The organism is Acidimicrobiales bacterium (assembly GCA_036273495.1).
In the GTDB taxonomy this organism is placed as follows: Bacteria; Actinomycetota; Acidimicrobiia; order Acidimicrobiales; family JAJPHE01; genus DASSEU01.
Genome location: DASUHN010000231.1, coordinates 1 through 7,594 on the forward strand (window position 1 = coordinate 1; position 7,594 = coordinate 7,594).

At 71.7% G+C, this 7,594-nt stretch carries 9 protein-coding genes; 1 reads left to right on the forward strand and 8 read right to left on the reverse strand.

From position 1 onward, the window contains the following. From VFW24_09880 to VFW24_09915, 8 genes are all read right to left on the reverse strand, one after another. On the reverse strand, nt 1-538 hold a 538-nt coding region (locus VFW24_09880; GenBank protein HEX5267069.1), incomplete at its 3' end, for a nucleotidyltransferase family protein. Beyond that, the gene (locus VFW24_09885) at nt 535-1,305 is read right to left on the reverse strand and encodes a hypothetical protein (GenBank protein HEX5267070.1); all 771 of its coding nucleotides are present in this window, start codon (nt 1,303-1,305) and stop codon (nt 535-537) included. The genes VFW24_09880 and VFW24_09885, both read right to left, overlap by 4 nt. A gap of 12 nt (nt 1,306-1,317) precedes the next feature. Then, complete coding sequence (locus VFW24_09890; protein ID HEX5267071.1) at nt 1,318-2,178, reverse strand: glycosyltransferase family 2 protein; 861 nt, start codon at nt 2,176-2,178, stop codon at nt 1,318-1,320. Further along, nucleotides 2,171-3,130 carry a UDP-glucuronic acid decarboxylase family protein gene (locus VFW24_09895; protein ID HEX5267072.1) on the reverse strand — a complete coding sequence of 320 codons (960 nt, stop codon included), beginning with the start codon at nt 3,128-3,130 and terminating at the stop codon, nt 2,171-2,173. The genes VFW24_09890 and VFW24_09895 overlap by 8 nt, the downstream gene beginning before the upstream one ends. Then, entirely contained in the window at nt 3,127-4,398 is a 1,272-nt protein-coding gene (locus VFW24_09900; protein ID HEX5267073.1) for a UDP-glucose/GDP-mannose dehydrogenase family protein, read from the reverse strand. Before VFW24_09900 ends, VFW24_09895 begins: the two co-directional genes overlap by 4 nt. After that, complete coding sequence (rfbD, locus tag VFW24_09905) at nt 4,399-5,271, reverse strand: dTDP-4-dehydrorhamnose reductase (GenBank protein ID HEX5267074.1); 873 nt, start codon at nt 5,269-5,271, stop codon at nt 4,399-4,401. It abuts the gene before it with no gap. After that, a complete protein-coding gene (gene rfbB, locus VFW24_09910; GenBank protein HEX5267075.1) occupies nt 5,268-6,281 on the reverse strand; it encodes a dTDP-glucose 4,6-dehydratase in 1,014 nt (337 codons plus the stop codon). The genes rfbD and rfbB overlap by 4 nt, the downstream gene beginning before the upstream one ends. A 13-nt stretch (nt 6,282-6,294) precedes the next feature. Next, the gene (locus tag VFW24_09915; protein ID HEX5267076.1) at nt 6,295-7,077 is read right to left on the reverse strand and encodes a biotin--[acetyl-CoA-carboxylase] ligase; all 783 of its coding nucleotides are present in this window, start codon (nt 7,075-7,077) and stop codon (nt 6,295-6,297) included. A 38-nt stretch (nt 7,078-7,115) separates the two neighbouring features. Between VFW24_09915 and VFW24_09920 the strand changes: the two genes are divergently transcribed. Next, the coding region (locus VFW24_09920) for a biotin carboxylase N-terminal domain-containing protein (GenBank protein HEX5267077.1) at nt 7,116-7,594 on the forward strand (479 nt) is incomplete at its 3' end.

Here is a 7,594-nt window from a genome sequence, read left to right on the forward strand (position 1 = left end):
CCGGCTCGAGGACGTAGGTGCCGGCGTTGATCAGGTTGGTCGGGGCCAGGCCGCGGGGCGGCTTCTCGATGAACGCGGTCACCCGCCCGCTGTCGTCGGTCGGCACCACGCCGAACGCCGACGGGTCGTCGACCGGGGTGAGGGCGATGGTGGCGAGCCCGCCCCGCTCCCGGTGAAAGGCAACGAGGGCGCCGACGTCGAGCTCGGTGAGGACGTCTCCGTTGACCACCACGAAGGTCCCGTCGATCCCGGCCTCGTCGGCGGCGAAGCGGATGGCGCCGGCGGTGTCGCGGGGCTCGGGCTCGACCGCATACGTGAGGGCCACGCCGGCGGCACGACCGTCGGGGAACTGATCCCGGAAGGCGTCGGGGCGGTACCCCATCGAGAGGACCACGTCATCGACGCCGTGGGCGGCCAGGCGGCCGAGGACCCGCTCGAGCATCGTCACCCCGGCCACCGGGAGGAGCTGCTTGGGAACGGTGTAGGTCAGTGGGCGCAGGCGGGTGCCCTCCCCGCCCACGAGCACGACCGCCCTCACGGGGCTTTGGACGTGGGGGTGGTGCTCTGGCCGGGGGTCACCGGCTTGGTGCTGGCCGGCACCGTCGTCACGGTCTTGGGCAGGGTCATCTTGGTGCTGCCGGCGGCGGCGCTCATGTTCTGCTGCAGGTTGGCGATGTTCTGCGCCGGGGGCTTGGGGATCTTGGATCCCTTGGGCAGGAAGGCGATGGTGACCAGCTGGCCGTTCTTGAGGAGGAGGTCGGCGGGATTGCCCTTCACCAGATGACCGGTCTTGGCGGTCGGCGAGTCCCAGACCTCCACCTGGACGTAGCCGGGCTTGCTCCCGCACTTCTGGCCGTTGTGATAGGCGGCCAGCCCGGGGTACTGCACGCTCGTCGACGACAGGCCCATGCCGGCGTAGAGCTGGACGAAGTGGCCCAGGGTGGCGTTCTTCCCGGTGTCCGAGGCGCCGATCGGCTCGATGTGGATGTTGCCGTCACCGTGGGTGTGCTCTCCCGCGGTGGCGTAGTTGGGGTTCTGGGGCGGGTTGGGCTCGAGGGTCCCGCACAGGTCGAACACGAAGGCCTCGTGCCAGTGGTCACCCAGGGTCGGAGGGGTGCCGTGGGCGGCAGCGGTCAGCACCGCCATCCGCTGGTGCCGGGACCACCCGACCAGGACCACGCCCAGCAGCACGATCAGGCCCATGGTGGTCCACCAGCTCCAGGGCGTGTTGCGGCGCGAGTAGGCCCGCCCCCCGCCGGTGCGGGCGGCACGCGAGACGCGGCGACCTACGGAGCCCCTTCCCATGAGGAGGGAATCCTACCGGGCGGCCGCCGCCCGCTGAGCGCAGGCCAGTCCGGCCCGGAGGGCCAGGCCCGCCGCCACTAGGGGCAGCAGCGCCCTGCGCCCCCCGGTGGTGGTGCGCCGGGCGAAGCGCAGCAGGGACCGGTGGTGCGCCACGATCATCCGGTAGGGGTGCTGGTCGGCCGAGGCGCCCTGGGTGTGGACGACGGAGGCGGCCGGCTCGTAGGTCACCCGCCAGCCCGCCCGCCACGCCCGCCAGCACAGGTCCACGTCCTCGGAGTACATGAAGTACGACTCGTCGAAGCCGGCCAGGCGGTCGAGGACCTCCCGGCGGGCCAGGAAGCAGGCCCCCGAGACCCAGTCGACCTCGGACCGGGTGGCGTGGTCCCAGCCGAGGAGCTTGTAGCGGGCCGACCACCGGTTGCGCGGCGCCACCAGCCCGAGGAAGGCGTGGCCCAGCGCGTCCCCCAGGGCGGGGAAGCTGCGGGCCGACGGGTAGAGGGTCCCGTCGGGGTCGAGGATGCGCGGCCCGGCGATGGCGACGTCGGGCCCGGCGTCGAGGGCGGCCACCAGCGCCGCCACTGCCCCCGGCCGCACCACCAGGTCGGGGTTGCACACCAGCACCAGCTCGGAGTCCGACGCCGCGATCCCGAAGTTGGCCCCTCCGCCGTAGCCCCGGTTGCGCCCGGTCGGCAGGAAGCGAGCCGGGAGCCCCGACTCCTTGAGGATCCGCTCGGAGTCGTCCCGCGACGCATTGTCGGCCACCACGATGTCGGCCACGCCCTCGGAGATCAGGCTCCGCACACAGCCGTCCAGGTGCGGCCCGGCGTTGTAGTTGACGACGACCGCCGCGACCCGCGAGCCGGGATCAGCCATCCGGTGCGAGCCGGCGCCGGAACCATTCCGCCGTGACGACCAGGCCCTCGCGCAGCGGCACCTTGGGCTCCCAGCCCAGCTCGGCCCGAGCCAGGGAGATGTCGGGACGGCGCTGCGTCGGGTCGTCGATGGGCAGCGGCTCGTGCACGATCTCCGACGACGAGCCGGTCAGCTCGACGACGATGCCGGCCAGCTCCGCCACCGTGAACTCGTTCGGGTTCCCGACGTTCACCGGGCCGGTGAGGTCGGAGTCGAGCAGGGAGAGGATGCCGGCGACCTCGTCGGCCACGTAGCAGAAGCTCCGGGTCTGGGAGCCGTCGCCGTAGATGGTGATCGGCTCCCCTTGCAGGGCCTGGACGAGGAAGTTGGAGACAACCCGTCCGTCCGAGGGCCGCATGTGCTCCCCGTAGGTGTTGAAGATCCGCACGATGCCCACGTCCACCCCATGGGAGCGGTGGTACGCCATGGTGATGGCCTCGGCAAAGCGCTTCGCCTCGTCGTACACCCCCCGCGGCCCCACCGGGTTCACGTTGCCCCAGTAACCCTCGGTCTGCGGGTGCACGTGCGGGTCCCCGTACACCTCGCTGGTCGACGCCAGGATGAAGCGGGCCCCCTTGTCCTTGGCCAACCCGAGGCAGTTGTGGGTCCCGAGGCTGCCCACCTTCAGGGTCTGGATGGGCAGCTCGAGGTAGTCACGGGGCGAAGCCGGGCTGGCCAGGTGCAGCACGGCGTCGACCCGGCCGGGCACGTGCACGTAGTTGCTCACGTTGTGGTGGATGAATGTGAAGCCCTCGTGGCCGAACAGCCCGTCGACGTTGTCCAGCGCCCCCGTGACCAGGTTGTCGACGCAGACCACTTCGGCGCCCCGGTCGAGGAGCCGGGCGCAGAGGTGGGAGCCGATGAATCCCGCTCCCCCCGTCACCACCACCCGCTCGATGCGCCGCGGGCTCATACCAGCCCGATTCCCTCGTAGCGGAACCCGGCCCGGCGGGCGGCGGCGGGGTCGAGGAGATTGCGGGCGTCGACGATGCGCGGATGGGCCATGCGCGTGCGCACGGTCCCCAGGTCCAGCCAGCGGAAGTTGTCCCACTCGGTCAGCACGATCAGCACAGCGGCGTCGTCGCACGCGTCGTAGGGGTCGTGCACGGTCTCCACGCCGGGCAGCGGCCCTCCGACCGTCGGGTCGTAGGCCCGGATCTCGGCGCCCATGCGGTTGAGGCGCTGGATCACCTGCAGGGCCGGCGACTCCCGCAGGTCGTCGGTGCGGGCCTTGAACGTCAGCCCCCACGCCCCCAGGCGCCGGCCCTCGACCGATCCCCCGGCGGCGTTGACCACCTTGGCCACCACCCGCTCGTGCTGCTCCTCGTTGACCGAGATCACGCCCTTGAGGAGCTGGAAGTCGTAGCCGGCGTCCTCGGCGATACGCACCAGGGCACGCGTGTCCTTCGGGAAACAGCTTCCTCCCCACCCGGGGCCGGGGCGCAGGAACTCGAAGCCGATCCGCTTGTCGTAGCCCATGCCGAGCACGACCTCGTGGACGTTGGCCCCGACCGCCTCGCAGAGGTTGGCCACGGCGTTGATGAAGCTCACCTTGGTGGCCAGGAAGGCGTTGGACGCGTACTTGATGGTCTCGGCGGTGGGCGGATCGGTCACGACGAACGGGGCCCGGATGGACTCGAACAGCTCGCTCACCCGGATGGCGGCGGCCCGGTCGTCGGCGCCGATCACGATCCTCTCGGGGTGAAGGAAGTCGTGGACGGCCGACCCCTCGCGGAGGAACTCGGGATTGGACACGACGAAGATGTCCGAGCGGCCCAACGCCCGCTCGACGACGTGGGTGGAGCCGACGGGCACGGTCGACTTGTTGATGACGATCGACTCGGACTCGAGCACCGGCCCGATCGAGGCAGCCGCCGCCTCGATGTAGCCCATGTCCGCCGACCCGTCATCCCCCTGGGGCGTCGGCACGCAGAGGAACACGAACTCGGTGTCACGGGCCCCTTCGGCCGCGCCCAGGATGAACCGCAGCCGCCCGCTCTCGAGGCCCTGGGCCACGAGGTCCTCGAGGCCGTCCTCGACGATCGGCAGCTTTCCGTTGGAGAGCATGTTGACGCGCTCCTGCACCACGTCGGCGCACACCACCTCGTGGCCCAGGTGGGCCAGGCACGCCCCCGTGGTCAGGCCGACGTACCCGGCCCCGAGCACCCCGATCTTGGCCACCTAGCGATCCTCCTCCAACACCTTCACCAGGCGCTCCATGGGCTCGTGCCAGTCCGGCATCGGAGCCCCGCCGAGGACCCGGAGGGCCCTGTTCTCCAGCACCGAGTTGGCGGGGCGGGGGGCGGGCCGGGGCGGATCGAGCTCGGCGGTCGTGATCGGCTCGATCAGCTCCGGGTCGAATCCGGCCGCCGCCACCACGTCCCTGGCCAGTCCGGACCAGGACGTGGGCCCCGAGTTGGTCACGTGGAAGACCCCGGGGCAGCGGGAGAGCGTCAGCTCCGACACCACCGGGGCGAGGTCGTCACACCCCGTCGGGCACCCCCGCTGGTCGTCGACAAAGCGCAGCGGCGTTCCGCCCCGCGACGCCTTCCGGGCCAGACCCACGACCGTGCGGACGATGTTGGGGCCGTGGGCGCCGAACAGCCACGACGTCCGCACGACCGTCGCTCCCGGCCCCGCCTCCTGCTCGCCGCCCAGCTTGGACCGCCCGTAGACCGAGAGCGGGTTGGGCCGGTCCCACTCGTCGTAGGGGCGGTCCAGGGTCCCGTCGAAGACGTAGTCCGTCGAGATCACACCCAGGTGGGCGCCGGTCAGGCGGGCCGCCTCGGCCACGTTGCGCACCGCGTAGGCGTTGACGGCCAGGGCCCGGTCGGGGTCGGCCTCACACGCGTCCACGGCCGTCCAGGCGGCGGCGTGCACGATCCAGCGGGGGTGGACCTGCTCGACGGCTGTCAGCACCGCCGCCCGGTTGGTCACCTCCAGGGTGGCGTGGTCCACGCCGATCACGTCGAGACCGGGACGGCCCGACAGGTGCTCGACGAGATCTCTTCCCAGCTGTCCGCCCGCGCCGGTCACCAGGACCCGGTCGGTCACGATTTGGTCCCACCCCAGGCCGAGGACTCGGTCACCGGGGCCCGGCCGCGCAGCGGCTCCCACCAGCCCCGGTTGTCGGCGTACCAGCGCACCGTGTCGGCCAGGCCGTCCTCCCAGCCGATTCGGGGCTCCCAGCCCAGCTCGGTGCGCAGCTTGGTGGAGTCCAACAGGTAGCGGCGGTCGTGCCCGGGCCGGTCGGGGACGATGGTCTTCAGGCTGGCGGGCTTGCCGAGGGTCGCGAGCACGGCGTCGGCGATCTCCTCGATGCTGGCCTCGATCCCGCTGCCGACCAGGTAGGTGTCCCCGATGCGGCCCCGCTCCAGGACCGCCTCGATGGCCCGGCAGTGGTCCTCGACGTGCAGCCACTCCCGCCGGTTCTGGGTCGACTGGTACAGAGGCAGCGGGGCGTCGTCGAGGGCGTTGGTGGTGAACAGCGGGATGACCTTCTCGGGGAACTGGTAGGGGCCGTAGTTGTTCGAGCAGTTAGTGATGGTCACCGGCAGCCCGTAGGTCTCGTGGTAGGCCCGCACGGCGTGGTCGGCGCCGGCCTTGGACGCGTTGTACGGCGTGCGGGGCCGGTAGGGGGAGTCCTCGACGAACACCTCGTCGGTGTCCAGGGCCAGGTCCCCGTACACCTCGCAGGTCGAGATGTGGTGGAACCGGGCCACCCCGGCGCCCCGGGCCGCCTCGAGCAGGGACTGGGTCCCGAGCACGTTGGTCCGGAAGAAGCGGCCAGGATCCAGGACCGCCAGGCTGTTGTGGGACTCGGCGGCAAAGTGGACGATCGTGTCGATCCGGTGCTCCTCGAGCGCCGCCCGGGCCGCCTCGGTGTCGCACACGTCGGCGTGCACGAAGGCGAAATGGCCGTTCAGTCCGTCCAGGTTCTCCCGGTTGCCGGCGTAGGTGAGGGCGTCGTAGGCCACGACCGTGTCGTCGGGGTGACCCTGCGCCCAGTAGCGCACGAAGTTGGACCCGATGAAGCCGGCGCCGCCTGTGACGAGGACCCGCATGATCCCGGGCAGGTTAGAGGGGGCGGAGGTGGACCACGTCGCCTGCACTCACCGTCCGCAGGCACGCGTCGGTGGTCACCAGAAGCTGCCCGGCGTCGTTCACGTCGCAGGCCTCGCCGGTGAACGACTCGTCCGCCAGCTCGACCCGCACGGTCCGGCCGATGGTCGAGCACCGCCTTCGGTACTCCGACAACAGAGCCACCCGGCCGGTGGCGTCACCCAGGCCGGCGTAGCGTGCCTCCAGGCCCACCAGCAGCTCGACCAGCAGCCCCACCCGGTCGACCGGGCGTCCCGCCACCCGGTCGAGGGAGGTGGCGATGGCCGCCAGCTCCTCGGGCAGGGCGTCGGGCCAGTTCACGTTGATCCCGATGCCCACGACGACCGCCGGCCCCGAGGGTGCGGCCCGGTCGGCCTCGGCCAGCACCCCGGCCAGCTTCCGGTCGTCCACGAGGAGGTCGTTGGGCCACTTGAGGCCCGGCTCCACCCCGGCCCCGGCCCGGCAGGCGTCGGAGGCCGCCAACGCCACCGCCGCCGTCACCAGATGGAACGAATCGGGCGGGAGGTCGGGGCGCAGGAGGATCGACACCAGGAGGGAGCCGCCCGGCGGGGCCGTCCAGCTCCGCCCCAACCGGCCCCGCCCCGCCGTCTGGTGGTCGGCCACCGCGATCAGGCCCTCGGGCGCCCCCGTCCGGGCCTGCTCGAGCACCCACCGGTTGGTCGAGTCGATCTCCGGGAACCACCGGACGTCCCCGAACCGGGTGGCCGCGAGCACCGATCTGGCGCCGGCCGGGAGCACATGGGTAACGATATGGGCTTCCCACCCGGAGGAGATGAGTGCTCCAGAAGGTCCTGATCGCAAACAGGGGCGAGATAGCCGTGCGGGTCATCCGCACCTGCCGTGAGCTGGGCATCCCCTCGGTGGCCGTCTATTCCGAGCTCGACCGTGACGCCCTGCACGTGCGGCTGGCGGACGAGGCCTTCGCCCTCGGGGGCCAGACCGCGGCCGAGAGCTACCTCAACACCCCGGCCATCCTCGACGCCATCTCCCGGAGCGGCGCCGACTCGGTCCACCCGGGGTACGGGTTCTTCTCCGAGAACGCCGACTTTGCCCGGGCCATCACCGCCGCCGGCGTGACCTTCATCGGCCCCCCGCCCGAGTCCATCGAGGTCATGGGGGACAAGATCAGCTCCCGCCACGCCGCCGAGAAGGTCGGGGTGTCGGGTGTGCCCGGCCGGTCGGAGCCGGTCACCGACCCCCGCGAGGTAGTGGCGTTCGGCGACGAGGTCGGCTGGCCCGTCGCCATCAAGGCCGC